Source organism: Clostridium mucosae (assembly GCF_024622765.1).
GTDB lineage: Bacteria > Bacillota > Clostridia > Clostridiales > Clostridiaceae > Clostridium.
In genome coordinates this window covers 19388-44499 of record NZ_JANKAF010000017.1, presented here as the reverse complement: position 1 = coordinate 44499, position 25112 = coordinate 19388, and the positions used below count along the sequence as shown (strand labels likewise).

General features: G+C 28.4%; 23 protein-coding genes. 7 read left to right on the top strand and 16 right to left on the bottom strand.

The window, feature by feature from the left end:
• Positions 1 to 14 precede the first annotated feature (14 nt).
• The 5 genes from argJ (at position 15) to NSA50_RS19835 (ending at position 5952) form a co-directional block, all read left to right on the top strand.
• Positions 15 to 1235, top strand: a complete 1221-nt coding sequence (gene argJ / locus NSA50_RS15700; RefSeq protein WP_257446573.1) for a bifunctional glutamate N-acetyltransferase/amino-acid acetyltransferase ArgJ — start codon at positions 15 to 17, stop codon at positions 1233 to 1235.
• Positions 1236 to 1251: 16 nt separating this feature from the next.
• Positions 1252 to 2106, top strand: coding sequence for an acetylglutamate kinase (gene argB / locus NSA50_RS15695; RefSeq protein WP_257446572.1), 855 nt, complete (start codon positions 1252 to 1254; stop codon positions 2104 to 2106).
• A gap of 22 nt (positions 2107 to 2128) precedes the next feature.
• Positions 2129 to 3292: an aspartate aminotransferase family protein gene (locus tag NSA50_RS15690; protein WP_257446569.1), complete on the top strand. Its 1164-nt coding sequence runs from the start codon at positions 2129 to 2131 to the stop codon at positions 3290 to 3292.
• Between the two features lie 149 nt (positions 3293 to 3441).
• Positions 3442 to 4368 carry an ornithine carbamoyltransferase gene (gene argF, locus NSA50_RS15685; RefSeq protein ID WP_257446567.1) on the top strand — a complete coding sequence of 309 codons (927 nt, stop codon included), beginning with the start codon at positions 3442 to 3444 and terminating at the stop codon, positions 4366 to 4368.
• A 369-nt stretch (positions 4369 to 4737) separates the two neighbouring features.
• Entirely contained in the window at positions 4738 to 5952 is a 1215-nt protein-coding gene (locus NSA50_RS19835) for a 3D domain-containing protein (RefSeq protein ID WP_306813964.1), read from the top strand.
• 250 nt (positions 5953 to 6202) lie between these two features.
• Here the strand turns inward: NSA50_RS19835 and NSA50_RS15675 are convergent, their stop codons facing one another.
• Together NSA50_RS15675 and NSA50_RS15670 are read right to left on the bottom strand one after the other, a co-directional pair.
• Positions 6203 to 7243 (bottom strand): nucleoid-associated protein, encoded by a 1041-nt coding sequence (locus tag NSA50_RS15675; RefSeq protein ID WP_257446564.1) that lies wholly within the window; start codon positions 7241 to 7243, stop codon positions 6203 to 6205.
• A 258-nt stretch (positions 7244 to 7501) separates the two neighbouring features.
• A complete protein-coding gene (locus tag NSA50_RS15670) occupies positions 7502 to 8161 on the bottom strand; it encodes an HAD family hydrolase (protein WP_257446561.1) in 660 nt (219 codons plus the stop codon).
• Between the two features lie 359 nt (positions 8162 to 8520).
• On the opposite strand from NSA50_RS15670, the gene fba reads away from it, so the two are divergent.
• Positions 8521 to 9384, top strand: coding sequence for a class II fructose-1,6-bisphosphate aldolase (fba, locus tag NSA50_RS15665; protein ID WP_195265176.1), 864 nt, complete (start codon positions 8521 to 8523; stop codon positions 9382 to 9384).
• A 128-nt stretch (positions 9385 to 9512) separates the two neighbouring features.
• On the opposite strand, the gene NSA50_RS15660 is transcribed toward fba, so the two are convergent.
• Both NSA50_RS15660 and NSA50_RS15655 read right to left on the bottom strand, forming a co-directional pair.
• Positions 9513 to 10328 (bottom strand): ZIP family metal transporter, encoded by an 816-nt coding sequence (locus NSA50_RS15660; protein ID WP_195265174.1) that lies wholly within the window; start codon positions 10326 to 10328, stop codon positions 9513 to 9515.
• A 102-nt stretch (positions 10329 to 10430) separates the two neighbouring features.
• Entirely contained in the window at positions 10431 to 10991 is a 561-nt protein-coding gene (locus NSA50_RS15655) for a class IV adenylate cyclase (protein ID WP_195265173.1), read from the bottom strand.
• Between the two features lie 275 nt (positions 10992 to 11266).
• On the opposite strand from NSA50_RS15655, the gene NSA50_RS15650 reads away from it, so the two are divergent.
• The gene (locus tag NSA50_RS15650; protein WP_195265159.1) at positions 11267 to 12313 is read left to right on the top strand and encodes an HD-GYP domain-containing protein; all 1047 of its coding nucleotides are present in this window, start codon (positions 11267 to 11269) and stop codon (positions 12311 to 12313) included.
• A 38-nt stretch (positions 12314 to 12351) separates the two neighbouring features.
• Here NSA50_RS15650 and NSA50_RS15645 read toward each other — a convergent pair whose 3' ends face one another.
• The 12 genes from NSA50_RS15645 to cls form a co-directional block, all read right to left on the bottom strand.
• A complete protein-coding gene (locus NSA50_RS15645; protein ID WP_195265157.1) occupies positions 12352 to 13185 on the bottom strand; it encodes a prephenate dehydrogenase in 834 nt (277 codons plus the stop codon).
• A 249-nt stretch (positions 13186 to 13434) separates the two neighbouring features.
• Complete coding sequence (aroF, locus tag NSA50_RS15640; protein WP_195265156.1) at positions 13435 to 14445, bottom strand: 3-deoxy-7-phosphoheptulonate synthase; 1011 nt, start codon at positions 14443 to 14445, stop codon at positions 13435 to 13437.
• Positions 14446 to 14532: 87 nt separating this feature from the next.
• Positions 14533 to 14988 carry a type II 3-dehydroquinate dehydratase gene (aroQ, locus tag NSA50_RS15635; RefSeq protein ID WP_257446554.1) on the bottom strand — a complete coding sequence of 152 codons (456 nt, stop codon included), beginning with the start codon at positions 14986 to 14988 and terminating at the stop codon, positions 14533 to 14535.
• A 26-nt stretch (positions 14989 to 15014) separates the two neighbouring features.
• Entirely contained in the window at positions 15015 to 15506 is a 492-nt protein-coding gene (locus NSA50_RS15630; RefSeq protein ID WP_195265152.1) for a shikimate kinase, read from the bottom strand.
• A 16-nt stretch (positions 15507 to 15522) separates the two neighbouring features.
• Positions 15523 to 16332: a shikimate dehydrogenase gene (aroE, locus tag NSA50_RS15625; protein WP_257446549.1), complete on the bottom strand. Its 810-nt coding sequence runs from the start codon at positions 16330 to 16332 to the stop codon at positions 15523 to 15525.
• Between the two features lie 276 nt (positions 16333 to 16608).
• A complete protein-coding gene (locus NSA50_RS15620; RefSeq protein WP_195265149.1) occupies positions 16609 to 17025 on the bottom strand; it encodes a GNAT family N-acetyltransferase in 417 nt (138 codons plus the stop codon).
• A 418-nt stretch (positions 17026 to 17443) separates the two neighbouring features.
• Positions 17444 to 18571: a prephenate dehydratase gene (gene pheA / locus NSA50_RS15615; RefSeq protein ID WP_257446544.1), complete on the bottom strand. Its 1128-nt coding sequence runs from the start codon at positions 18569 to 18571 to the stop codon at positions 17444 to 17446.
• Positions 18572 to 18574: 3 nt separating this feature from the next.
• On the bottom strand, positions 18575 to 19654 hold the full coding sequence (aroC, locus tag NSA50_RS15610) for a chorismate synthase (protein WP_257446541.1): 1080 nt from the start codon (positions 19652 to 19654) through the stop codon (positions 18575 to 18577).
• On the bottom strand, positions 19632 to 20927 hold the full coding sequence (aroA, locus tag NSA50_RS15605) for a 3-phosphoshikimate 1-carboxyvinyltransferase (protein ID WP_195265135.1): 1296 nt from the start codon (positions 20925 to 20927) through the stop codon (positions 19632 to 19634). Before aroA ends, aroC begins: the two co-directional genes overlap by 23 nt.
• 189 nt (positions 20928 to 21116) lie before the next feature.
• The gene (gene aroB, locus NSA50_RS15600) at positions 21117 to 22184 is read right to left on the bottom strand and encodes a 3-dehydroquinate synthase (protein WP_257446538.1); all 1068 of its coding nucleotides are present in this window, start codon (positions 22182 to 22184) and stop codon (positions 21117 to 21119) included.
• A 201-nt stretch (positions 22185 to 22385) separates the two neighbouring features.
• A complete protein-coding gene (gene aroF, locus NSA50_RS15595; RefSeq protein ID WP_195265131.1) occupies positions 22386 to 23399 on the bottom strand; it encodes a 3-deoxy-7-phosphoheptulonate synthase in 1014 nt (337 codons plus the stop codon).
• 207 nt (positions 23400 to 23606) lie between these two features.
• A complete protein-coding gene (cls, locus tag NSA50_RS15590; protein WP_257446534.1) occupies positions 23607 to 25034 on the bottom strand; it encodes a cardiolipin synthase in 1428 nt (475 codons plus the stop codon).
• Positions 25035 to 25112: the final 78 nt, after the last annotated feature.

Sequence of the window (25112 nt, the reverse complement as noted above, 5' to 3'; positions counted from 1 at the left end):
AGGGGGTTTTACAATTGCAATTAATTACTACAAATGGAATTACTGCTCCTCAAGGTTTCCTTGCATCTGGAATTCATTGTGGACTTAAGAAAAATAACTTAAATCTAGATTTATCACTTATTTATTCAACAGTCCCAGCCACAGCTGCTGGAGTATATACAAAAAATAAAGTTAAGGGAGCTCCTATTTATATAACTAAGGAACATTTATCTAATAAAAAAGCTCAAGCAATAATAATAAATAGTGGAAATGCTAATACATGCAATGGGGATGATGGATTAGTAAAAGCTAAAAGAATGACTGAACTTCAAGCAAAGGCTCTTAAACTAAAAACAGGTGATATTTTAGTTGCATCAACAGGTGTTATAGGAATTCCTTTAAATATAGATGCAATAAAAAATGGAATTCCAATGCTTACAGATAGATTATCAAAAGATGGTTTTGATGATGCTGCCACTGCAATAATGACAACTGACACTTATAAAAAGCAGCTATCTTTAGAGTTCATGATAGGTAACAAAAAAATAACTATTGGAGCTATGGCAAAGGGTTCTGGAATGATAGAACCTAATATGGGAACTATGCTCTCTTTTATAACAACCGATTTAAATATTTCTGGAGAAATGCTTCAGGAAGCTTTAAAAGAAAGCACAAAAATAAGTTATAACAGAGTCAGTGTAGATGGTGATACTAGTACAAATGACATGGTTTTAATATTAGCTAATGGTCTTGCTGATAATGAAATAATTAAAAGAAAAGATACAAATTACTACTTATTTATTGAAGCATTGAATAAAATTAATATAACTCTTGCTAAAATGATCGCTAAAGATGGTGAAGGTGCAAGTAAGCTTCTTGAATGTGTTGTTTATAATTGCAGATCTCAAAAAGATGCAGAAATATTATCTAAAAGTGTTATAAACTCCCCTTTAGTAAAAACAGCAATGTTTGGTAGTGATGCTAATTGGGGAAGAATTTTATGTGCTCTTGGTTACTCAGGAATTAATATAGATCCAAACAAAATAGATTTAACATTTGAAAGCTCTGTAGATAAAATTGATGTTTGTAAAAATGGTATAGGACTTTCCTTTGATGAAGTTAAAGCCAAAGAAATATTATTAAAAGATGAAATTACTATCCATATTAACATGAATGATGGCAACTTCTCCTCTACTGCCTGGGGATGTGATTTAAGCTATGATTATGTAAAAATTAATGGTGACTACAGAAGTTAACTGGAGGTATTAAGTTTTGAATTATTTTGAACATGCAAAAGTATTAACTCAAGCACTTCCATATATACAATCATTATCAGGTAAAATAGTAGTAATAAAATATGGTGGAAATGCAATGACTAGTGATGAACTAAGGAAAAGTGTTGCAACTGACATAGTATTATTACAATGTGTAGGAATAAAACCTGTTATAGTTCATGGAGGTGGACCTCATATATCAGAGTTTATGAATAAAATAGGTGAAGAAAGTAAATTTATAGATGGTCTACGTTATACAGATGATAAAACTATAGAAATAGTTCAAATGGTTTTAGGAGGTAAGGTAAATAAAGACATAGTAAGCTTAATAGAAAGCGCTGCTGGAAAAGCACTCGGCTTATGTGGCATAGATGCCTCATTTATAAAAGCAAGAAAATTAGAAAAATCAATTGATCTCGGATTTGTAGGAGAAATAACATCTATTGATACAACTCTACTAACTACTTTATTATCATCAGGATACATTCCTGTTATAGGATCAATTGCAACAAGCGAGAATTGCACTCAAACTTATAATATAAATGCAGATATCTGTGCATCTAAATTAGCTTCAGCGCTAAAAGCTGAAAAATTAATGCTGCTTACAAATGTTCCTGGATTAATGATAGATCCAAATGATGAAGCTACATTAATATCATCACTAAGACTACATGAAATAAAAAAACTACAAATGGATGGAATAATAAAAAGTGGTATGATTCCTAAAATTGATTGTTGTATAGAAGCCATAAGAATGGGAGTAAAAGAAGCACATATAATAGATGGCACTCTCCCCCACTCAATACTTTTAGAGCTACTCTCAAAAGAAGGAATAGGAACAATGATATATTAACAATTATTATGGGGGTTTTTATATGTCTAATGATTTATCTTTAATGTCAACTTACTCTTATCTTCCTGTGAATTTAGTTAAGGGTAATGGCTGTATGCTATATGATGATAATGGAAATGAATATATAGATTTTACAAGTGGAATCGGGGTAAATAGCCTTGGTTATGGGAATTCTGAATGGAGCAAAGCTATATCTAATACCGCCTGTACTTTGCAACATATATCAAATATTTTTCTTAATGAGATTACTTTAAAGTTAGCTGATAAAATAACTACTCTTTCAGGAATGAGTAAAGTATTTTTTTGTAACTCTGGTGCTGAGGCTAATGAAGGCGCTATAAAATTATCTAGAAAATATAGTTTTGATAAATATGGAGCTAATAGAAATAAAATTCTTACATTAAAGCAATCTTTTCATGGTAGAACTTTAGCAACTTTAACAGCAACTGGACAAGATAAATTTCACAACTATTTCTTTCCTTTTCCTGGGGGATTTGATCATTTTAAAGCAAATGATATAGATGATTTCAATGATAAATTATCTAATGATGTTTGTGCTGTTATGATGGAAGCAATTCAAGGTGAAGGTGGAATTTATCCTTTAGATTATAAATTTGTAAAAGAAGTTTATAAAATATGTAAAGAAAGAGATATTATTTTAATATTTGATGAAGTTCAATGTGGAATAGGTAGAACTGGAAAACTATTTGGTTATCAACACTTTGATGTAAATCCGGATATAGTTACCATTGCTAAGGGCTTAGGATCAGGTTTACCTATAGGAGGTTTTCTATGCAATGAAAAATTATCAAACGTCTTTAAACCTGGTGACCACGGTACAACATTTGGTGGAAATCCAGTGGCTTGCTCTGGAGCATTGGTTGTTTTAGATACCATTTGTACTAACTCTAAATTAAATGAAATTACGGAAAATGGTGAGTACTTAATTTCTTTACTTAAAGATATAGATTCAAATTTAATTAAAGAAGTTAGAGGTAAAGGCTTAATGATAGGATTAGAACTAAAAATACCAGCTTTAGAAATACAAAAGAAAGCACTAAAAAAAGGGCTTTTAGTATTAACAGCTGGACCAAATGTCGTTAGGCTACTACCACCTTTGATAATAACAAAAGAAGAAATAAAAAAAGGAATAGAAATAATAAATGCAATATTAAGCAATGAGTAATAACAATTGATAATGGACAATTGAAAATTAATAATTATTGAAATAATTCAGCACAGCTGAATTAAGAATATATTTTCTAAACTCTAAAGGTTTATCATTAATTATCCATTGTGCATTGTGCATTATCAATTGTAAAAATGGGGGTTTTTATGAATAAGGATTTACTTAAAATGGAGGATTTATCTAAGGAGGAGATTCTTGATATTTTAAATCTTGGGGATCAATTAAAATATGAATTGAAACATGGTATTAAACATCATTATCTTGAAGGTAAAACTCTTGGAATGATATTTGAAAAGTCTTCTACTAGGACAAGAGTTTCTTTTGAAGCTGGCATGTATCAACTAGGAGGGTACCCATTATTTTTAAGCTCAAGTGACTTACAAATAGGCCGTGGGGAGCCTATTCAGGATACATCTAGAGTATTGTCTAGATATCTAAATGGAATAATGATAAGAACCTTTGCTCAAGATGAAGTAAAGAGACTTGCTGAATCTTCTAGTATTCCAATAATAAATGGTCTTACTGATGATGAACATCCTTGCCAAGTTTTAGCTGACTTAATGACTATTAGAGAAAATAAAAATACTTTTGATGGTTTGAAAGTAGCTTATATAGGTGATGGTAATAATATGGCACAATCACTTATAGTCGGTTGCTTAACTGTTGGAATGAACATCTCTCTAGCTATTCCCAAAAATTATATGGTTAAAGATCACTATATAGAAAAAGGAAAAGAAATTGCTAAAAATAATAATTTAAACTTTGTAATAGTTGATAATCCTGAAGAAGCTATTACAAATGCTGATGTAGTTATAACTGATGTATGGGCTAGTATGGGAAAAGAGAATGAAGCTAGCGAAAGACTAGCTGCCTTTTCTTCTTATCAAGTAAACTCTAAACTTATGTCTCTTGCTAAAGATGATGCTATAGTTCTTCACTGTTTACCTGCACATAGAGAAGAGGAAATAACTGAAGAAATACTAGAAAAGCATGCAGATACAATTTTTGAAGAAGCTGAAAATAGACTTCATGTTCAAAAAGCTATTTTAGTTAAATTAATAAAGGAAAAATAATAAAAATAAAAGAAGTCCATGGGTTTATTTAAGCGCTTGGACTTCTCTTATTACATCCATAATTAAGAATTATATTTTACATTATATGAAAATCAGAAAGTTAATACATATCACCTAACTCGCAATTTGCAAATATACTACTTTCACTCCAATTAGAAGTTAATAGTAATTATTTTCTTATAAACATTTTATAAATTAAAATATATTATAATAAATTCTCACTATATACCATTTATTCCATGATATCTACATAAAACTTGCCAACATCCAATATTTATTGTAGGATATACACTATCATAAGAATATTATATGGACAACCTATATAATTTATTGTAGCCTTTGCTTAGTTTTAATTGGAGGTGTATATTTTTGACAAAAAAAGCTTTATTATCTGTAAGTATGATTTTGTTATTAATTTTCAACAATAGCAATTTAGTATTAGCAGAACCAAATTCTTCGGATACTCAAACTATTCAAGAGAATAAAGTTAAATATGAACAATTAGATGACGAAACAATAGAATTAGATGCTGAGATTAGTAAGTTAAATACTGAAATAGAAAATTTAAATACTCAATTAACAGAAAATAATTCTAAAATAGAAGATACAGAAAATGAAATAATTACTATTAACCACAAAATTGAAGAAGCAAAGCTAGAAATTGAAGAAACACAAAAAACTATTGATGGACGTGTTCGTTCCATGTATAAAAGTAATATGGCTACAGATATGATTGTTTACTTAGTAACTTCTGAAAATCTTTTTGATATGCTTAATAGAGTACAAGCTATGAGCAAAATAATTTCAGTTGACAAACAAATGATTATTGAAATAAATGAAAAAAAGGAAACTCTTGATAAAAATGCTAAAGAAATTGAAAAAAAGCAATCTGACTTAAAAAAACTTCAAGAATCAATTGAGAATAACTTAAATGAAGTAAGCAAGAAAAAGGAAGAACAACAAAAACTTTTAGATGATTTAAATTCTAGAAAAGATGAAATAATGAATATAATTGAAGCTAACGAAGAGAAATTAATCTCTCATCCATTATCAATTATAAATTCAGATTCTTCATCAATTTCAGAAGTTCAGGATGCAGTTAACACATTACAATATATGTTACCTCAGCTTAATAGTGATTATGTTATAGGATTAGCTAATGCTGCAATTGCTTTAGGCAATGAAAAAATAGCCTTAAGTGAAACTCCACCGCCAACTTCCAATTTTATGGGGGATGCTAGTACTAACAATAGTAGTAACAACAATAGCAATAACAATACTAATAATAGCTTAGGATCGTATTCTATGACTGCTACAGCTTACACTGGACATGGCTTTACTGCAACAGGCCTTAAACCAGTACATGATCCTAATGGACTAAGTACAGTTGCAGTTGATCCAAGTGTAATACCCCTCGGCTCCAAAGTTCATGTTGAAGGTTATGGATATGCAATAGCTTCTGATACAGGTGGTGCTATTAAAGGCAATAAAATAGACCTATATATGAATTCTGAAGCAGAGTGCATTGCATTTGGTAGAAGAACAGTAACCGTTACTATTATAGCTTATCCGGGTGAATGGTAGGATTTTGCAAAACAAAATAGTGAAAAGTGGAAGAATAAAAAAGTGAAAGAATTAGTAAAATAATTCAACCATGTTGAATATAAAAATCTAAATATTAGCAAAGAGGACAGTATCTAAATTTACGTAAATCTAGATACTGTCCTTTTTATTAAAAGTGCTGTCTAACACTTGGAATTTAAGTTTTTACTAGCAAAACATCCCAAACTTTTCACTATTAACTTTTCACTAAATAAATTGCTTTGCAATCTTCTTACTTCTCTAAATAATTAATAACATGTTTTATTATCATATTGATGCTTCCATCACCATTTCTTTGTATTTCAAATCTAGTATTATCATGATAAGCTTCTTCATTTATGTATAAATCTATATCTTTGTCAATTTTTAGTCTTACTCTCTTTAACTTTTTTTCAACCCATTGCTTATCTACAGCAACTTCATCTTCTAAGCCATGACTTTTTACAAAAGTTGAAAAATCATTTTTTACTTGTGGATTTTCTTTAAATAGCTCATTAGAAAGCTCATCTATATTTATAGTATCTTCTTCTTTTAACTTTGCTTTAACAGTAGTCCTTATTCTCTCTGCTTTATCTGCATCTTCTACTATATTACTTCTAGTCCAATTTTCAGCTGCTTTTAGGAATGTTTTAGTCATATCCCTTTCACTACTAATTATTGAGCATCCTAGGAAGTTGCTTATAAAGTAATTTGCTCCATATTCTTCTTCCTCTTTATTTTTTCTTTGCTTATCTATAACCATTAAATCATATCTTTGATTTTCTCTTATAGGTTTAATAAAAGCTGCTTTTTGTATCCTTTGACTACTACCTGGAAGTCCTGCTGATTGTGGAACTATATCTATTCCTATTTTATTTTCTTTAAACCCAACTTGGTGAGTAAAATTCTTAACATAATCCATCTTAAGTATACCAATCATTGGACCTTGATCTGTAATTAATGAAACTATTATTAAATCACATGAAGGGATATTTACATTTGCCTTCATTATTATAAACAATTGCCTTGCAAGCTCTTGTGATAATCCTATTAAATTGTTATCTATTCCATTTAAATAATCTTGAACTACTTCTTTTACTATATTTCTTTCTTGGTTAAAAACTGCATATTTTAATTCCTCATCTTTAAAACATTTTTCTATATGTCTATGCAGAAACTTATATGTCTCTTCATTTAATTCAAGGTTATATTCATTTAGAATTGCTTCATCCCCATTAGAATCAACAATATGTATGACAGCCTCTTGTATATTTATATCATTTACATATTCCATTAGTACACCACCTATAATATTTCTTAAATAATTTAGATATATAAGTTGCAATAATTTTTATATTTATCTAATTATATTTATTAAAGAATATTTAAATAAATTTATTATTTTTGCAACTTATATAAGAATAATATATAATTATAATTTTCCTATTCACTAAAAAACATTTCTATTTATTTAAATAAGTTTATAAATTATTTAGTATGATTTTATTAATAATTATTCATGTTATTAATTGAAAAATATTTTCCTTCAAAATTAAAATGAAGTTTCAATTAAATTAACTACTTCTTCTAAATTATTTAGCTTTTTAAATGCTAACTTTTCAATATCTTCACTAGGCTCTTTTAAATCTGGTATGATAACTGGAATCATTCTTGCCCTACTTGCTGCTATCGTTCCTGCTTCTGAATCTTCTAGTACCATACATTTATTTGCAGGTATATCTAGCTTTTCTGCAACTTTTAAAAACACCTCTGGATTTGGCTTAGATTTTTTGACTTCATCTCCGCATAATATATAATCATAATAATCATAAATACCAGCCTCTTTTAAAAGCCTATAAGCTACTTCCCTATTTGAAGATGTAGCAACAGCTTTTTTTATATTTTTATCAGTTAAATATTTTAATAACTCGTCTATTCCCTTCTTCTTTTCTACTTCACCATTCATTATTTTTGATAAATAAATATTATTTCTTTCCATTATATAATTATCAACATTTATTTTATTTTCAAACTCACTATGTAAAGTATTTCTAACACTTTCATGATTAGTTCCAAGTAATTTATATAGCAAATTTAAATCAAATTCTATATTAAATTCCTTTGCAGCTTCCTTCCATGATTCATAAGAAAGTCTTTCTGTATCAAATATTAATCCATCCATATCAAATATTACTAGTTCTAAATTTTTCATTGCACTTCCCCCAGTCATTTCTTCATTATATATTCTATACTAAAACTTATTATTTTTTAACCTCTAATATAAATTGCGAATATAAAGGCTAAGATAACTAGATATTATATAAAAATCGGAAAGTTAATACATATCATTATGTTTAAGTCGCAATTTATAACAATGGTTTAATAAATTTTAGTTAAATAGCCATAATATTTATACACTAGAAATTAATTTCTAATTTTTTTGTTTCAATTAAATTTATTTTGGGTTATAATACTATTGACAAGAATAAATATGTAGAATATATATTCTTGATATATTTTAGCTTTACAGCTTATATTGTAATAAAATTTAAAATTATGGAGGTTTATACCATGTTAGTTTCAGCACAAGAAATGTTAAACAAGGCTAAAGCGGGAAAATACGCTGTAGGTCAATTCAATATTAACAACTTAGAATGGACTAAAGCTATTTTACAAACTGCTCAAGAAAATAATTCACCTGTTATATTAGGAGTTTCAGAAGGAGCTGCTAAATACATGTGTGGTTTCAAGACTATAGTTGGAATGGTAAATGGCATGATGGAAGAGTTAAACATCACTGTCCCTGTTGCAATTCACCTAGATCACGGTAGCTATGAAGGAGCTTTAAAAGCTATGGAAGCTGGATTCTCATCAATAATGTTTGATGGATCTCACTATCCAATCGATGAAAACATAGCTAAGACAAAGGAAATGGTTAGATTAACTTCTGAAAAAGGACTTTCTTTAGAAGCAGAAGTTGGTTCAATCGGTGGAGAAGAAGATGGAGTTGTAGGTGCAGGCGAAATTGCTGATGCTGCTGAATGTAAAGCAATTGCTGACTTAGGAGTAACTATGTTAGCTGCTGGTATTGGTAACATCCACGGACAATATCCTGAAAACTGGAAGGGATTAAGCTTTGATGCTTTAGAAGCTATAAGCAATGTTACAAACAATGTTCCTCTAGTATTACATGGTGGTACTGGAATTCCAGAAGAAATGATTAAGAAAGCTATTTCTTTAGGTGTTGCTAAGATCAACGTTAACACTGAGTGTCAATTAGCATTTGCTGAAGGTACTAGAAAGTATATTGAAGCTGGAAAAGACCTTCAAGGAAAAGGCTTTGACCCAAGAAAGCTTTTAGCTCCAGGATTTGAAGCTATAAAAGCTACAGTTAAAGAAAAAATGGAATTATTCGGATCAGTTAACAAAGCATAATTCTATTAAATATAAAGGTAGAAAGATTTTCTTTCTACCTTTTAATTTTGTCTAACAATTTTAGCCTAGTCTAAATTTTTAGACAGAATTTCTTCTTTATAATCTTTTAAATTCCATCATTACTTATATTATCCTAAAGCAACATCTAAAACCATCATGACTATAAAGCCAAATATTAAACCCAATGTTGTTAGTTTTTTATTCTCCATTGATGCTTCTGGTAATAACTCTGCACCTATAACAGCAATCATGGCTCCTGCTGAAAATGATAATAAAAATGGTAGTATGCTTCTAACTGACAATGCAGCTATTACTCCAATTACACCTGCTATTGGTTCTACTAAACCTGATGCTTGACCATATAAAAAGCTTTTTGATCTTGATATACCATCTCTTCTTAATGGTAAAGATACAGCAGCTCCCTCTGGAAAGTTTTGTAGTCCTATTCCTAAGGCTAAAGTCATTGCTGCTATTAATGATGTTCCTGGTATTCCAACTGCAACACCACCAAATGCAACACCCACTGCTAAACCTTCTGGAATATTATGAAGCGTTACTGCCAGAACTAGAAGTATACTTTTTTTGTATTTGCTTGTTTTAGGTAAATCTTCCTCTCCTTTGTTGGTAATTACACCATAAGAATATGAATCCATCAATTTATCAGCAAAAATTAAGAATAGTCCCCCTAAAAGAAATCCCAGTGATGGAATAACAAATCCACTATATCCAAGTTCATTACATAGTTCTATTGCTGGATTTAATAAAGACCAAAAACTAGCAGCCATCATTACTCCAGCACCAAACCCTAACATTGTATTTAAAACTTTCTTATCTACTTTTTTAAAGAAAAAAACCAATGATGCTCCTAAAGCTGTAATAAACCAAGTAAATAAAGTTGCAAATAATCCTTGAATAACTGGATTAAGTTCACTAAACCAGTCCATATATATATCCTCCTTAGTATTTAGATTCCTTAATTATAATTTACTAAAGAGGCTCAACTTTTGTTACAGATAAATACAAAATACTACATTATTATCTTAATTTTAAAGTCCTTTTCCATTCTTTGATGTTATGCCTTTTTCCTCTAATATTTCATAAATTGTTTTTGATGTTGTGTCATTTATTGTATAACCAAGTAGTTCTAGTATTTCTTCTAATTTTTCTTCTGACGTAGTTTCTATTTCTAAATACGGAAATGGACAAAAGCTTTTATCATTTATGTCTATTTCTACTAAAGATTCATTTAATTTATAGCTTTCTCTATATTTTTTGATAGATTGCTTTAAATTCAATCCTAAAGATAAAAATATTTTTTCTGCAGCTATTTTATCTTCAACTATAGTTTCATTTTCTTCCATAACTTTAAACGTTTCTTGGCTTAACATTTTTTTTGTAGTCATATACACTACTTCTTTATTTGACATTCTATCATCTGTTATTCTTATTCTTGCATATCCTTTTACATTTAATAGTCTATTATCTTCAAAATCATATATATTATTTGTTTGATATTCTTCTTTTACTTTTTCAGCTCCTAATAATTTAAGCTTTTCTCTTATACTATCAACATCTATATCAATTATTCTAGTTTCTAATTCTTTCATCTAAATACACTCCCTCTAAAAATCATATAAAATATTATATCATAATGAAAATAGAAACAAAGTAACTTATTCCACTATTTAAATTACTATATTATAGTTATTTATTCAAAATGGTCATATATCTATATTGTATATTTAGACAAATTTTTGTAATAAGTATAATATTTCAGTATCGGCGTCCGAAATATAACATGTAACCATAATTTTGTATTAAATGTATAAAACTGTATTAGATGTAATTGCCATATAAAATTTTATTATGAGAGGTTAGTTTAATGAGTAGCAGAAAGAAATTTATAAATGTGAGAGATTTAAAAACAGGCATGGTCATAGCTAGTGAGATAGTATCTAATGGAACTGTTCTTGTTGGCGAAGGAATAACAATTAATCAACAAATGTTAGATAAACTAAATTCTATTTGTGCTTTTGACACTGTTGAAATATATACTAATGATCAAGATAATTCAAAAGAAACAATTGCTTTAAAAAAAGCTGAAAAAACCCTTAGTAATATTTCTATAGATGTTAAGCTAATATTTGATAATGCTAAAACTCTTCAAGCATCAAATACAAATGAAATAAACGAATACGCAAAAAAGTTATCTCAGGAACTTAAACTTAGCAGTAGTGTTTTAAAAAATATTGTTCTACATGGTAGCGATGAAGATTGTATCTATAGACACTCTGTAAATGTGGCTTCATTAAGTTATTTACTTGGAAAATGGCACGGATTAACTGATAATAAACTTCATTCACTTATTTATGCATCTTTATTACATGACTTTGGTAAAACAAAATTAGATGAAGATATAATAAGAAAAAAAGATCCTCTTTCTAAAAAAGATTTTGAAATAATAAAAACTCACCCTACTATTGCTTATAATGAAATAAAGCAAATTCCATTTATAAGTCAATCAGTACTTTATGCAGTTTTAATGCATCATGAAAGATGTGATGGAACTGGATATCCACTTGGACTTAAAGGAAATCAAATTCATGATTTTGCTAAAATTATAGCAATAGCTGATACTTTTGATGCAATTAACTCAAATAGAATATATAAGCAAAGAAAAAAGCCATTAGAATCATTAAAGATCATAAAAGATGAAAGTCTAACAAAACTAGACTATAGCCTATGTTGTACATTTTTAGAAGGAATGGCAAACTTTTATATAGGACAAAATGTATTACTAAATAATAAAAGTAAGTGTAAAATAATTCAAATGAACTTAAATAACATTTCATCTCCACTTTTACTATGTGAAGACGAATTCATTGACTTAAGTAAAACTACTGACCTTTATATTGAAAAAATATTATAAAAATTAAGCTACTTCTAATTATGGAAGCAGCTTAATTTTTATAATTTTTCTCTTCTTTTACTTGATTTTATAAATAATTCTTTTAATCTTTTCTCATCACTTTCAACTAGAGCTGATTTTATATAATTTATCTCATTTATAAAATTATCTATTGATTCTATCAAATTTTCTTTATTTCCAATAAATAATTCACTCCATAAATCTTCATTTATATTTGCAATTCTAGTCAAATCTCTATAACTATCACCAATGAAACTTCCTGTGTCTCTACCTTCTTCATCGCTATTAATTAATGCAACCGCTATTGCATGAGGAAGCTGACTTGTAAAACTTATCATTTTATCATGAAATATAGGATCTATCCTTTTAATTCTTTTGAACCCCATATCGTAAATAATATCCTCTAGAACCTTTAGATTTTCTTCTTTATTTTTATCAGTTACAGTTATTAAATAATTTGCCCCTTTAAAAACTTCCTTAGATGCATAATCAATACCTCTCTTTTCTCTCCCAGCCATAGGATGTCCAAATATAAAATCTATATCTGAAGGTAATATATTTAATATGTCATCAATAAAAAGCTTTTTTATTCCTGTAGTATCAGTAACTATTGCCCCTGACTTAAATAAGTTTCTATTTTCTTCAATAAATCTTTTAATAAGCATAGGATATATTGCAAGAATAATTAAATCAGCCTTTCCTACAACTTTACTAGCATTAACATAGCCCTTTTTAATTATTCCTAGTTCTTCTGCCTTGCTCAAAGTACTTAAATTACTATCAATTCCATAGACTTCTTCATATCCTGCTGCTTTAAGCGCCATAGCAAAACTTCCACCTATAACACCAAGCCCTACTATTAAAATTCTCATAAAAACACCCCAACTAAATATAATTGATAATGGACAATGGACAATTCCAGTTTATAATTGATAATGTACAATGGATAATTAAGGAGAAACTTCTCCGAAGTTTTTAGTATTTTTAATTTCTAAACTCCTTTAGGAGTTTATTTCTTAATTATCCATTTTTAATTTTCAATTGTCCGTTGAAATTCTATTTTCCTAAACTACTACTGAAGTTTATTACCTAATTGTCCATTGTCAATTGTGCATTATCAATTATTTCTTTCCTTCCATTTCTGCTAGTATCTTAACTTTATCCATTATCTTTTTAAAAGCTTCTGGCTTTATTGATTGCTGTCCATCACTTAATGCACATTGTGGGTTGTTATGGACTTCTATCATTAATCCATCAGCTCCTGCACTTATTGCAGCTTTAGCTAATGGTTCTACAAGGTACCAGTATCCTGCTGCATGACTTGGATCTACTATAACTGGTAGATGTGATTTCTTTTTCACTACTGGAATTGCACTTAAATCCAATGTATTTCTTGTATAAGTTTCAAATGTTCTTATACCTCTTTCACATAATATTACATTTTCATTTCCAGCTGCCATTATATATTCAGCAGACATTAACCATTCTTCTATTGTCGCAGATAAACCTCTTTTTAATAAAATAGGCTTGTTTGTTCTACCTAGTTGTTTTAATAAATCAAAGTTTTGCATATTTCTTGCACCAACTTGAATTACATCTACATCTCTAACAAATATATCTATATAATCTGTTGACATTATTTCCGTTACTATTGGTAGTCCTGTAGCCTTCCTAGCCTTTTTTAGAAGTTCTAAACCTTCTAATTCTAACCCTTGAAAACTATATGGAGAAGTCCTTGGCTTAAATGCTCCACCTCTTAAAAATGTTGCACCTGATTCCTTTACGCTCTTAGCTATTTCTATTATTTGTTCTTCACTTTCAACAGAACAAGGTCCTGCCATAATAGCTAAGTTATTTCCTCCAATTAAACTACCTTTTACATCAATTACTGTATCATCTGGCTTAAATAATCTATTAGCCTTTTTATAAGGCTCTTCAACTTTAAGAACTTTATCTACTCCAGCAAATCTAAGAAGCTTATCAGAATCTATAGATCGAGTTTCCCCAACTACACCCAAAATGCAGAAAGTTTCTCCTTGTGATAAGTGAACTCCTAGACCTTTACTCTCCAATTCTTCCTTAACCTTCAATACTTCATCTTCACTACAATTCGGATTCATTACAATAATCATACCTATCCCTCCATACTACTCTTACAATTAAAAATTTATAATTGATAATTGACAATTTATGAAGAAACTTCTCAAAAGTTTCTAAAATTATATTTTTAACTCTTCACTTTTAACTTTTCCATTTTTTAGCACTTCCATAGCCATTACATACCCAAATTCTCCAAAACCGCATATTTGTCCTATACATGCTGCTGCTATTACTGATTTATGCCTAAATTCCTCTCTTGCATGTATGTTTGATAAATGAACTTCAACAGTATTTATATTTACTGCTTTTATTGCATCCATTATAGCGTAGCTATAATGTGTATATGCACCAGGATTTATTATTATACCATCATATTTTTCATAATATGCCTTATGAATTCCATTGATTATTTCACCTTCAATATTGCTTTGAAGTAACTCAATATCAATATTTCTTTTTTGCCCCTCTTCTTTGATGTAATTACAAACATCTTGAAAGTCCTTAGTTCCATAAATTTCTTTTTCTCTTACTCCTAACATATTCAAATTAGGACCATTTATAACTAGTACCTTCATCTAACCCCTCCTAAAAATACTTATTGCTAAATTATTTTAATGATTTTATCTAAAGTTTCTTTTATAGTTGTATCATTAATTATTCTCACATCACAATAATCGTTATATAAATTATATCTTTCAGAATATAGGTTGTAAAGTTTAGACCTACCCTCTGATAATAGTGGTCTTGATGATATATCAACATCTCTTAAAATATCTTCTATTGGTCTATCTATAAATATTATTATTCCTTTATCCTTAAAGAAATCTATATTCTCTTTTCTTTTTACTACTCCACCCCCACTAGAAATTACTATATTACTTTTATTACTTAATTCTTTGCAAGATCTTGTTTCATAATCCCTAAAATATTCTTCACTAATATTAAATAATTCCTTTACTGTACTATTAGATATTTCTTCTATATATTTATCCATATCACAAAAGTCATAATTTATTTTATTTGATAACTCCTCACCTATAGTACTTTTACCGCATCCAGGCATTCCAATTAATAAAATTATATTTTTATCCATTTATATTCTCCTATAACTAGATGAACTTCAACTTTAATTTTTCATATATTTCTTTTATTATCTCTTCATCAATCGATATACCTTGCCATATTTCTTGTGCCTTAGCTGCTTGACCTATAAGCATATATAATCCGCAAGTAGTTTTTTTAGATAATGAATTCCCTACATTCAAAAACTTAGTTTCCATGGGATTGTATATTAAATCAACTAAAACATTAAAATTTTTTACTACATCTTCTGATACTGGTGATACATTAATATCAGGATACATGCCTACAGGAGTAGAATTTATTAAAATATCTCCACTGATTTCTTTTAATTCTTCATAAGTTATTAAATCTACATTTTGTAAATCAAATTCTTCTTTTTTTGGTTTCCTGCTTACAATCTTAACATTCGATATTTTATTATCTAACAAATAATGCGTTACTGCTCTGCAAGCTCCTCCATTTCCTAAAATAACTGCACTTTTTCCTTCTATACTTATATTATTAACTTTTAACATATATCCAAAGCCATAGTAATCAGTATTATATCCATATAGCTTTCCGTTTTCTAAAGCTATGGTATTTATTGCACCTATTTTTTCTGCTTCTTCTGATATCTTATCAATATATTTCATTATATCTTTTTTGTAGGGTATAGTTACATTTGTACCCTTTATCTTTAATAGTTTTAAAGCTTCTGTAAACTCTTCTAGTCTTTCTTTTTCCACTTCAAATAATTTATATGCCCCATCTTTATTTATAAATTTTAGTAATTCACTATGAATTTCTGGTGATAAACTATGTGAAAGCTTTTCTCCTAATAATCCATAAAACTCCATAACCGTCCCCCCTATCTCTATCTTAATTTATATTATGTTATTTAACTATTTTCTTGATTATAAATATTATAACATAATCAAATATTTTTTATAAAAATGGATATGTACAATATTATTTATAGTTCTGATTCTATTAAATCATCATAATCTTAGACATATACACTTTGATTTGCTTAATATCATTATAAATTAAAGAATATTAACTTGAATATTAAAAAAAGATTTTTCTAAAAAATTAAAGCAGTGAAACACTTTCAAAGTATCACTGCTTATATGCTATTGAATATATTCATTTTTTATAAATTGCCTTTTATTATCTAATTTAAACCCTTGTCTATTATAAAATTTAACTTCTTCTTCATTATATTCTTTATTACTGTTTACTATATACATTACTTCATTTTGTTTTGCATTCTTTTCAAGCTCTAATATTAATTGATGCCCTACTCCTAATCCTCTATATTTTTCATCAACAATTATATCGTTAATATCTAATCTTTTATTATAATTTATGTCCTCAATAAGATTACTATTAACATAACCTATAACATCATCATTTAATTGTGCTACAAGAACTATAGAACTTTTATCTTCTGCTATGGATTTTATGTTTGAATAATCTAGCTTTGAATTAAGCCTATGAATATCCTCATAATCATTTAATTTAATTTCCCTCACATCAAAACCCACCATAAAAATGCCTCCTATCACTTTGTAAACGTTTATAAGAATGGTAATTTTAAAAGAAAGGTTACCCTTCCTTCTTTTTTAATTTTAATCTTATTTTCTGAAAATTCTAAATATTATTTATATTATAATTATACACCTAAATTTTTCTAATTACTACTATTTTTTATTATTTTATTTATAAAGATTATAAGTTTCATCCATAGCTTAAATCCTTATAGGCAATACATTTATTCATTAAATGATATACTAATAAGCAAAAAATTTATTAGTATATTAAGTTTCTAAACTATTACCTTTTAAAAAAATTAAAAGGGATACTCTAAAAAGTAACCCTTATATTAAAAATTATAGTTTATTATTTTTTAATTCAGCTTATATTTTATTATTAATCTTACTTATGTGCTAAGAGTTAATTTATATACTATAAACTCGCCTTATAGCTTCCAATAATTTTAAAGTATCCACTATTTTGTTCTATAAGTTTTAAAGCATTTTTAACTTCACAATTTTCTAGGCTGCCTTCAAAATCAACATAAAGTAAATATTTCCAAGATTCATGCTTATTTGGCCTTGATTCTATCTTAATCATATTTATATTATTTTCTGCAAAATATCTTAATAAATTATAAAGTGTACCAGCCTTATCTTCCAAAGAAAATACTACACTAATTTTATTACATTCATCATTATATTTTAATTCTTTTCCTATAATTATAAATTTAGTATGATTATCCTTTTTATCATTTATGTTTTCTTGTAATATATCTAGTCCATAAATTTGTGCTGCCCTTTTACTTGCTATAGCAGCTTTTTTAGTATCTTTTAACTCTGAAATTAGCTTAGCACTTATTGCTGTATTATGATATGGTATTAACTTCATATTTTGATATCTACTTAAAAACTTCTTGCTCTGTTCAAATCCTTGAGGATGTGAATATATTTCCTGTATGCTATTTATATCTGATCCTTTTACTCCAATTAAATGCTGATCTATTTTAATGCATTCTTCTCCAATAATATAAAATCCATATTTAACCAGAAGATCATATACTTCAGTAATTGCTCCTGTATATGAATTTTCAATAGGTAAAATTGCATATTGTATTTCATTATTTTTTAAAGCATCAAATACATCTACAAACTCATCATAGTTTTTTGCATTATCGCAGTTTTTAAAGTACTTTAAAAGAGCTTCTTCACTAAAAGATCCTTTAACTCCTTGATATCCAAATATAAAATTTGAGTTTTCTCCAATTAGGTTATTTTGAATATTATTATTTTCTTGTATTACATTAGATTGAAGAGATCTGCTTAATTCCATTAAATTTTCAAAAAAGCTTCTTCCAATGTCCATATATGAACTATTATTAAGCTTTTTTATATTTTTTTCTATAACTTCTTCTTCTCTTTTACCATTAAAAATTGGTAACTTATTCTTCTTTTTATATTCACCAACCTTAACTGCAACCTCCATTCTTTTTTCAAATAAAGAAATTAATTCTTTATCTATAGAATCAATTTCTTTTCTATACTCTTCTAATTCACTCATTAATTATCTCCCCTTTATTAAGTCAAGTAAGCCTATTGCTGTTACAGCCTCAATAACAGGTACAGCTCTTTGAACTATACATGGGTCGTGTCTTCCTTCAACTCTAAACTTAACATTTTCATTTGTATTAATATCTATTGTATTTTGCTCTTTTATAATAGATGCTGTAGGCTTTATTGCAACCTTAAATAATATAGGCATTCCATTTGTAATTCCACCTAGTATTCCACCATTATTATTAGTTTTTGTTTTTATCTTATCTCCATCATAATAATATTCATCATTACATTCTGACCCAAACATATTAGTCATTTCAAATCCCTTACCAAACTCTATTCCTTTTACTGCTGGTACTGAAAACATTAAATGAGCTAATGTAGATTCTACTGAATCGAAAAATGGATTACCTATTCCAGGGTTTATTCCAGTAACAGCACATTCTATAGTACCTCCAACTGAATCTCCATCATACTTTGCTTGTAATATAGTATGCTTTATCTTTTCAGCTAAAGAATCATCAATTAATGGTAATTCCATTTTTCTTAAATTTAATATCTGCTCTTTAGATATATTTGTACTATTAAAATCTTTATCTTCTATATCTTTTATTGAAGATATATGAGCACCTATAAATATACCTTCTTTTTCTAATATCTGCTTACATATAGCTCCTGCAAAAACTAAATTTGCAGTTATTCTTCCTGAAAAATGACCACCACCTCTATAGTCATTAAATCCATCATACCTCATATATCCTGTATAGTCAGCATGCCCAGGTCTCATATAATCCTTTGTTTTACTATAATCTTTTGACCTTGTATCAGCATTTCTTATTATTGCACAAAGAGGTGTTCCTGTAGTCTTGCCTTCAAAATATCCACTTAATATTTCTGGAAGATCACTTTCTTTTCTTGCTGTTGACATTGCATTTTTCCCTGGAGCTCTTCTATTCATTTCTAAAAGAACTTTATCCATATCTATTTCAAAACCTGATGGCAAACCATCTATATTAATTCCTATGGCATTTCCATGGGATTCTCCAAATATAGAAACTTTTATATTATTGCCCCATACCCCACTCATCTACATTTCCTCCTAGCATTTTAAAATCTTCAAAAAAGCCTGGATAAGATTTTGCTACACAATCATAATCAGTTAATTCAATAGGATTTTTACATCTAGTTGATGCTATCGCTAAAGTCATTGCTATCCTATGATCCTTCCAGCTCCAAACCTGTACTCCACCTTCAAGTTCATCTACACCATCTATTATAAGACCATTTTCCTTTTCTACTATTTTAGCTCCTAACTTATTAAGCTCAGTAGCTACAGCCTTTAATCTGTCACACTCTTTAATTCTAAGTCTGCTTGCATTAACAATTTCAGTTCTTCCTTTTGCAAGTGTTGCTACTAATGATATTACTGGAATTATATCTGGGCATTGTGATGCATCTATTATAGTGGATGCCAATTCTTCTTCTACTTTGCACTTAATATGATTCCTATCAACTATAAATTTTGCTCCCATTCTTTCTAGTATATCTATTACTTCTTTATCTCCTTGAAGGGAATCCTTTTTTAAATCACTAATAGTTACATTTGATCCAAGTGCATCTGCAGCAAGATAAAATGCTGCCTGCGAATAATCGCCTTCAACTCTATAGTTTCTAGATATATACTTTTGATTTCCTTTAACTATAAACTCTTTGTAATCTTTATTTTCTATTTCTATTCCAAAATCCTTCATACAATCTAATGTTAAATCAATATATCCCTTTGACTCTATTCTAGTACTTATATTGATTTTAGAGTCACCATCTAATAAAGGAAGTGAAAATAAAAGTCCTGTGATAAATTGCGAACTTATATTCCCAGGCAAATTAAATTCTCCTGGCTGTAATACCCCCTTGACAATCATATTTAAATCATTTTCTACACTATGATATTTAATACCTTGTTCCTTGAATATATCAAAATATGTGTCTAAAGGTCTTTTACCTAAGTTTCCTTTTCCAACAAACTTAGTCATTCCAGCAAATAATAAAGATATAGGTATAATAAATCTCAAAGTAGAGCCTGACTCATTACAGTCAATCGCTCTAACTGGATTGATTATTGAATCTTCTCTATATATCCCACTTATTGTCACCTTATTTGTATCCCTATCTATAACAGCTCCCAATGCAATCATTGCATCTATAGTTGCATTAATATCATCTGAATAATCTATATTTTCTATTACAGAAGTCCCACTCCCTAAAGCAGCACAAATAATAGCTCTATGTGACATACTTTTAGAAGGTGGAACCTTCACCGTTCCATTTAATCTAGATTTCGATAATCTTAAACTATTCATAAAACACCACCTTATTTGTAATGGGAAGAATTAAAGAGTTAAAAAACGAAAAAGTTAATGGTAATAATTTTTTCACTATTAATTTCTTATATTTTACTTCTCATTCTTTCCCTTTTCATTCTTTTTCTCTTTTCTAATATTCACCTATATAATCATAACTCTGTTTACCGAGTTATTTCATTAATTCTTTCATTCTTCCATTTCTTCATTTTTCTGAAATATTTTACTTGTTGTTTTGTATATAAAGCTATCGCCTATTTCTTTTAAGAAAATCAGATTTAAATTGTTTCCTAAGTTTTTCTTATCAAGCTTCATAGTTTCTAATATTTCTTTAATATCTATTGTTAGTTCATATGGCAGATTATATTTTATTAATATATCTTTAATTATATCCTTTGTACCATTCTTTGTTATTCCTAATTCTTCACTTAATTTAGTTATTTCATACATCCCAATTGCAACAGCTTCTCCATGGGTATATTTACTATAATTATAATACTGCTCAATTGCATGACCTATTGTGTGACCAAAATTTAAAAGCATTCTTTCCCCAGTATCTTTTTCATCTTTTTCCACAACTTCTGTCTTAATTTTGCAACAATTATGAATGATGTATTCTATATTGTTCATAACTTCCTTCTTATCACTATAATTGATTAGACTTTTAAAAAACTCTCTATCTTTTATACAACCATATTTAATAACTTCTACCATTCCATCATTAAATACTCTATCACTTAAAGTTTCTAGAACCTCTGGATCTATAACTACTTTCTTAGGATGATAAAAACTTCCTACTAAATTTTTACCTTTCTCTAAGTCTACTCCAACTTTTCCACCTACACTACTATCCACTTGTGCTAATAAAGTTGTAGGTATTTGTACAAACGGTACACTTCTTAAATAAGTAGATGCAACAAATCCACCTAAATCTCCTATAACTCCTCCACCTAAAGTCATAATTAAATCACTTCTAGTAAACTTAAAATTTAAAAGTTCATCATAAATTAAAGGTAAAGTGAAAAAACTCTTACTTTCTTCACCAGGATCAAGTACTACCTTCTTAACCTCATAGCCAGCACTAATTAAATTATTTAATACTAGCTCCCCATAAAACTTATCAACATTTTTATCAGTTAAAATAAATATCTTATTACCTTTAAAAAGATTCTTTATCTCATCTGATAATTTATTTATTATTCCTTTTTCTATAATAATATCATAGCTACTATGAATTAAATTTACGGATAACTTCATTAAAACACCTGCTTTCCAATTAATAATTGATAATGGACAACTGACAATTACAATTGATAATTCATAATGGACAATTGATAATTAATGGACAATTGATAATTTAGAAAAAACTTCTCCGAAGTTTATAAAAAAATATTTCTTAATTCATAAACTCCTAAAGGAGTTTATTCCTTAATTATGCATTGTCCATTATCCATTGACCTATATTTCTCTTCCAACGGCTGCTGCAATAGCTTTTAATTCATCAAATAATGTTCCGTAATCTTCTGGTTTTATTGATTGTGGACCATCGCATAAAGCTTTAGCTGGGTCGTTGTGTACCTCTATTATAAGGCCATCTGCTCCTACTGCAACTGCCGCCTTTGCAAGAGGTGATATCATATATCTTTTTCCTGTTGCATGACTTGGATCTACAATGACTGGTAAATGACTTAATTTTTTAATTGCTGGTATTGCACTTAAATCTAATGTATTTCTTGTATAAGTCTCAAATGTTCTTATTCCTCTTTCACAAAGAATTACATTTTCATTTCCTCCAGCCATTATATATTCCGCACTCATTAAAAACTCTTCTATCGTTGCAGATAAGCCTCTTTTTAATAGTATTGGTTTATTTGTCCTTCCTAATTCTTTTAACAAATCGAAGTTTTGCATATTTCTTGCTCCAACTTGAATTACATCTACATCTCTCTCAAATATCTCAACATCATATGGTGACATTATTTCTGTAACTATAGGTAACCCTGTTTGCTCCCTTGCTATTTTTAATAATTCTAAACCATCATACTCTAATCCTTGGAAACTATATGGTGAAGTTCTTGGTTTAAAAGCTCCACCTCTTAAGAAATTTGCCCCTAATTTCTTAACTTCATTTGCTATAAATGTCAATTGCTCTTCACTTTCTACTGAACATGGTCCAGCTATCATAGCTATTTTATTTCCACCTATCTCACTATTATTTACTTTTACAACTGTATTATCTGGATGGAATAACCTATTAGCTTTTTTGAATGGCTCTTGCACATGCATTACCTTTTCAACATTATTATTTGCTTCAATTTTAAGAGGATCTATTTTGCTTGTATCTCCTACAAGTCCTAAGATTATTAATTCTGTTCCTATAACAGGATTAACCTTTACCCCTTGTACTTCAAGTTCTTCTGTAAGCTTTCTTATTTCCTCTTCAGTTGTTTTTGGTTTTAAAATAATTATCATGAACTTGCCCCCTTTTTATTAATTAATATCTGATAATTAATATTTGATGATTTAGATAATAATCTATATAAACTAAGCTATTTAGATTTTTATATTAAAAAAGAGACCTCAAATGAGCCCTCTTAAGTAATCAAAATTTCTTTACCTAATTATACCAAACAGCAACCTTTTGTCAATATAATGAAAGAGCTTCATATATTTTTAACTTTATAATATTGGAGCAATTAACATTATTAAGGCTTCTTTTATCCTTAACCATCTTCCTCGATTATTATACTCTTCCATAGTTACTAAATTACACTCTTCAATATCTTTACAAAAGATTTTTTCTTGTTCCTTTGCAAATTTATCTTCAAATATGAATGCATTTATCTCAAAATTTAATTGAAAACTTCTGATATCTAGATTTGCAGTACCAATACTACACACCTTTCCATCAGCAACCATAGTTTTTGAATGTATAAAACCTTTTTGATATCTATATATTTTAACTCCACACGCTATTAATTCTCCAATATTAGCACTTAATATCCATTCCATAAAGAAATGATCTGGCTCTCCTGGTACCATTAGTCTTACATCTACTCCAGATAATGCTGCAATCTTCAGCGCTTCTTTCATTGGTTCATCTGGCACTAAATACGGAGTTTGAATATATACATTTTTCTTTGCATTATTAATTATCTTCATATATGCATTCTTTATATATTCTTCTTTATGGTCAGGACCTGATGATATTATTTGTATTCCAACATCACCATAGCTTTCTTGCTTATTGAAGTATTTTTCATAACTTTTAAGCTCTTCTTCTGACGCATAATCCCAGTCTAAAATAAACCTCTTGTTAAGCTCATTTACAGCTTCTCCTTGAACTCTTATATGCGTATCTCTCCAAAAGTCAAATTGCTTTCCTTTGTTTATATATTCATCTCCAACATTAAAGCCACCTACATAACCAATGTTTCCATCTATTACAACAATCTTTCTATGATTTCTATAATTCAAACGTATATTAATATATGGTAATATTCCTGGGAAAAATACTGCAAATTTTATTCCTAAGCTTCTTATGTACTTTATATCTTTATTTCTTATGGACTTAGACCCCATTCCATCTATTAAAAGTCTTACTTCTACACCTTCATCTACTTTTTTCTTTAATTCATTTAGTATAGATTTTCCTATTCCATCTAATCTAAATATATAATATTCAATATGTATAAAATCTTTAGCAGACCTAATATCATTTATTAAGTCCTTAAATTTATCTTCTCCATCAATGTAACTCTTAATGCTATTACCTATTGTATATAATGCTCCTGAATGATTATAATTCATCATTATAAGATCCACATATTCTTTTGATATTCTTTCTGCTCTTTTTTCTTCTTTAAATTTTTCAATTAAATCTTTTGCCTTTTTCTCATCTGTTACTTTCTTTTCTCTAAATATCTTTTGTCTATTTAAGTTTTGACCAAAAATTAAATATATTATAAATCCAACTCCCGGAAGAACTAATAATATTAACAACCATGCCCATGTAGTAGTAGGTTCTTTTCTTTCTATAAATATTAATGATATTGCAGATAAAATATTAATGGTATAGGCTATTATAAATAAAATAGATGCGCTCATCTTATCACCTCCAAGAATACTTCTAATTGATAAGTAATAATGCATAACTAATGAAAAAATTCAGCAAAGCTGAATTAT

Excerpts from the sequence above, each read along its gene's own strand:
- aroA (WP_195265135.1), bottom strand. The coding sequence starts at position 20,927 with ATGAATAGTTTAAGATTATCGAAATCTAGATTAAATGGAACGGTGAAG.
- NSA50_RS15655 (WP_195265173.1), bottom strand. The coding sequence starts at position 10,991 with ATGAAAGAATTAGAAACTAGAATAATTGATATAGATGTTGATAGTATA.
- aroQ (WP_257446554.1), bottom strand. The coding sequence starts at position 14,988 with ATGAAGGTACTAGTTATAAATGGTCCTAATTTGAATATGTTAGGAGTA.
- cls (WP_257446534.1), bottom strand. The coding sequence starts at position 25,034 with ATGAGCGCATCTATTTTATTTATAATAGCCTATACCATTAATATTTTA.
- NSA50_RS15675 (WP_257446564.1), bottom strand. The coding sequence starts at position 7,243 with ATGGAATATGTAAATGATATAAATATACAAGAGGCTGTCATACATATT.
- pheA (WP_257446544.1), bottom strand. The coding sequence starts at position 18,571 with ATGAGTGAATTAGAAGAGTATAGAAAAGAAATTGATTCTATAGATAAA.
- NSA50_RS15630 (WP_195265152.1), bottom strand. The coding sequence starts at position 15,506 with ATGGATAAAAATATAATTTTATTAATTGGAATGCCTGGATGCGGTAAA.
- NSA50_RS15670 (WP_257446561.1), bottom strand. The coding sequence starts at position 8,161 with ATGAAAAATTTAGAACTAGTAATATTTGATATGGATGGATTAATATTT.
- aroB (WP_257446538.1), bottom strand. The coding sequence starts at position 22,184 with ATGAAGTTATCCGTAAATTTAATTCATAGTAGCTATGATATTATTATA.
- argF (WP_257446567.1), top strand. The coding sequence starts at position 3,442 with ATGAATAAGGATTTACTTAAAATGGAGGATTTATCTAAGGAGGAGATT.
- aroF (WP_195265131.1), bottom strand. The coding sequence starts at position 23,399 with ATGATAATTATTTTAAAACCAAAAACAACTGAAGAGGAAATAAGAAAG.
- aroC (WP_257446541.1), bottom strand. The coding sequence starts at position 19,654 with ATGAGTGGGGTATGGGGCAATAATATAAAAGTTTCTATATTTGGAGAA.
- NSA50_RS15650 (WP_195265159.1), top strand. The coding sequence starts at position 11,267 with ATGAGTAGCAGAAAGAAATTTATAAATGTGAGAGATTTAAAAACAGGC.
- NSA50_RS15690 (WP_257446569.1), top strand. The coding sequence starts at position 2,129 with ATGTCTAATGATTTATCTTTAATGTCAACTTACTCTTATCTTCCTGTG.
- NSA50_RS15660 (WP_195265174.1), bottom strand. The coding sequence starts at position 10,328 with ATGGACTGGTTTAGTGAACTTAATCCAGTTATTCAAGGATTATTTGCA.
- aroF (WP_195265156.1), bottom strand. The coding sequence starts at position 14,445 with ATGATTATTGTAATGAATCCGAATTGTAGTGAAGATGAAGTATTGAAG.
- fba (WP_195265176.1), top strand. The coding sequence starts at position 8,521 with ATGTTAGTTTCAGCACAAGAAATGTTAAACAAGGCTAAAGCGGGAAAA.
- aroE (WP_257446549.1), bottom strand. The coding sequence starts at position 16,332 with ATGGAGTTTTATGGATTATTAGGAGAAAAGCTTTCACATAGTTTATCA.
- NSA50_RS15620 (WP_195265149.1), bottom strand. The coding sequence starts at position 17,025 with ATGGTGGGTTTTGATGTGAGGGAAATTAAATTAAATGATTATGAGGAT.
- NSA50_RS15645 (WP_195265157.1), bottom strand. The coding sequence starts at position 13,185 with ATGAGAATTTTAATAGTAGGGCTTGGTGTTATAGGTGGAAGTTTTGCT.